This is a genomic window from Candidatus Aminicenantes bacterium, assembly GCA_026393795.1.
In the GTDB taxonomy this organism is placed as follows: Bacteria; Acidobacteriota; Aminicenantia; order UBA2199; family UBA2199; genus UBA2199.
Map to the genome: position 1 here is coordinate 1 of JAPKZL010000244.1, position 1,926 is coordinate 1,926.

A 1,926-nucleotide genomic window follows, 5' to 3' on the forward strand; every position below is an offset into this window, starting at 1 on the left:
TGCTATGACTATCTCACCCTCTCGCGGCCCGACACCATCAGCGCCATCCATTCCTCGTACCTGGCCGCCGGCTGCGACATTCTCGAGACCAACACCTTCGGCGCCCAGGCCAGCGAGCTGGCCAAGTACGGGCTGCAGGAACGGACCTATGAACTGAACAAGAAGGCGGCGGAGCTGGCGGTCGCCGCCGCAGCGGCACACAGTACGCCAGGGCAACCCCGTTATGTAGCCGGATCCATGGGGCCGGGTTCGCGGCTGCCCAGTTTGCAGCAGACCGGCTTCGCCATACTCGAAGATTCCTACTATGCCCAGGGGCTGGGACTGTTCGACGGCGGCGTCGACCTCTTCCAGGTGGAAACCTGCCAGGACATGCTGCAGGCCAAGGCCGCCCTGCGCGCGTTGAGCAGGGTTTTTCGGGAGAGGCGGCAGCGCCGCCCGGTCAGCGTGCTGGTCACCCTGGAAAAAGACCGCATGCTGCTGGGAACCGACATCGCTACGGCGCTGGCCACGTTTATTCCTTACCCCCTTTTCGCCTTCGGCATAAATTGCGGCACCGGTCCGGCCGACATGCGGGACGCGGTCAGGAAACTGGCCGAGACATCCCCGTTTCCGCTGGCGGTGATGCCCAATGCCGGGCTGCCGAAATTCAAAGCCGGGGAGTACCTCTATGACCTGGAGCCGGCGCTCTTTGCGCGCCAGTTGGGCGCTTTCGTCACAGATGCCGGAGCGGCGCTGGTGGGCGGCTGCTGCGGCACGACGCCGCGCCACATCCGTGCCCTGGCGCGCCGGGTGGGCGGGCTCGCTCCGGCGCCGCGAAAAAGGATCCCCCACCGCGGCCAGGCGACCTCCCTGTTCGCGACCCAGGATTTCCGGGTACGACCCGCCCCGCTGATCATCGGCGAACAGACGAACGCCTCCGGCAGCCGCAAATTCAAGGCGGCCCTCCTGGCCGACGACCTGGATGCCATGCTGGCCGTGGCCCAGGAGCAGGTCCGCGAAGGGGCGCACCTGCTGGACCTGAACGTGGGCTATGCCGGCCGCAGCGAAGCCCGGGACATGGAGCGGATCGTAGCGCGGCTGAATGGGCAAAGCCGCCTGCCGCTGATGCTGGACAGCACCAGCTTGGAGGCGCTGGAGGCGGGGCTGAAACAATACGCGGGCCGGGCCGTGATCAATTCCATCAATTTGGAGGACGGGGGAGCCCGCGCCGAGGCGATTCTCGCCCTGGCCGCGGATTTCGGCGCCGCCGTGGTCTGCCTGGCCATCGATGAACAGGGGATGGCTCACACCAAGGCAAGGAAAGTCGCCGTGTTGCAGCGGCTCCACGACCTGGCCCTGGCCAGGGGCATCGCCGCCTGCGACCTCTTTCTGGACCCGCTGACTTTCACCCTCGCTTCCGGCGATCCCGGCCTGGCCGATGCCGGGAAGGAAACCCTGGCCGCCCTGCCCGTTCTCAAGCAACGGATGCCCGCCGCCCAGACCATGCTCGGCGTGAGCAATATTTCCTATGGCCTCCAGCCGGCGGCCAGGAAGATCGTCAACGCCGTGTTCCTCTATCATGCCGTCCAGCAGGGACTGGACGCCGCCATCTTTCACGCCGCCCGCATCCTACCCCTGAACCGTATCGACGCCGAGGAGATCCGCCTGGCCGAGGACCTCATCTTCAACCGTAGTGGCCAAGGTCAAGGCCGGGATCCGCTGCTGGTTTTATGCGACCATTTTCAGGACTTGGGAAAAAGCGGCAGTGCGGATAAAATCGTGATTTCAAGCCCCGAGGAACACCTGCGCGCCGCCATACTGAACGGCAACGCCGCCGGCATCGAGAAGGACCTCGAGGCCCTGGCAAAAAAAATGCCTGCCCTGGACATTGTCAACGCCCATCTGCTCAAAGGCATGGCCGAGGTGGGAGAATTGTTCGAACAAGGC

General features: G+C 65.2%; 1 protein-coding gene. It reads left to right on the forward strand.

Annotated features, from left to right (window positions below; genetic code table 11):
* The coding region (locus NTW95_12480; GenBank protein ID MCX6558224.1) for a homocysteine S-methyltransferase family protein at positions 1-1,926 on the forward strand (1,926 nt) is incomplete at both ends.